General features: G+C 55.1%; 1 pseudogene. It reads left to right on the top strand.

What is annotated here, in order from left to right:
- Positions 1-283, top strand: a pseudogene (locus GSQ77_RS29095) (alpha/beta hydrolase); the annotation flags it as partial.
- Positions 284-530 lie beyond the last annotated feature (247 nt).

Below are 530 nucleotides of genomic sequence, written 5' to 3' on the forward strand. Positions count from 1 at the left end.
GTGGCGCCAAGGCATGATGGGCAGCGTCCTGGCTCACACGGAATGTGTTCGCGTCTTGTCCGAAACGGAATTTTACGATGACCTCGCACTTATCGATGTTCCCGTGCTCGTCATGCACGGCGAGGACGATCAAATCTGTCCGTTCCCCACCACGGGTGCGGTGTCGTGGAAGCTTCTAAAGAATGGGACGCTCAAGTCGTATCCCGGGCTACCCCATGGCATGCCTACGACCCACGCGGACCTGATCAATGCTGACCTATTGGCCTTCATCAAGGCGAGCTAAGTACGAATCTGATTTCGTCGCAAAACTGGGGTCAGGTTGCACTTTCGCGCGCGGGTTTTGATTTCTCGGTCGAAGGAAGTGCGCTCTGACCCCAGTTTCATGATGATCATGCGGCCGTTAATCGTTGTAACCCTCGTCTAAGCGAAGCGTCCGCATTACCAAATGCAAGAATCTCCCATGATGGCCTGCTCGACCAAGTCACACCGCGTCCGCCATTGCGCTGGCGCTTTCCTGATGAAAGCATTTG

The sequence above is a fragment of the Burkholderia sp. L27(2015) genome (genome assembly GCF_009765705.1).
Lineage (GTDB): Bacteria > Pseudomonadota > Gammaproteobacteria > Burkholderiales > Burkholderiaceae > LMUX01.